This window comes from Pseudomonas sp. DF5, assembly GCF_058148225.1.
In genome coordinates, this window is record NZ_JBYVYM010000091.1 from 1 (window position 1) to 242 (window position 242).

Sequence of the window (242 nt, forward strand, 5' to 3'; positions counted from 1 at the left end):
TTAAATTTCTATAAGCCCAGAAAGACAAAACCCCTGTCTGCATAAGCAGACAGGGGTTTCGGAATTCAATCTTGACGATGACCTACTCTCACATGGGGAAACCCCACACTACCATCGGCGATGCATCGTTTCACTTCTGAGTTCGGGATGGGATCAGGTGGTTCCAATGCTCTATGGTCGTCAAGAAATTCTGTGACCAGCCCGTTACAGCTAACGAACCAGCAAAATCGGTGACTTCTACT

General features: G+C 47.1%; 1 rRNA gene. It reads right to left on the bottom strand.

The window, feature by feature from the left end:
• Window positions 1-69: 69 nt before the first annotated feature.
• A 5S ribosomal RNA gene (gene rrf, locus AC30D7_RS28830) occupies window positions 70-185 on the bottom strand.
• Window positions 186-242 lie beyond the last annotated feature (57 nt).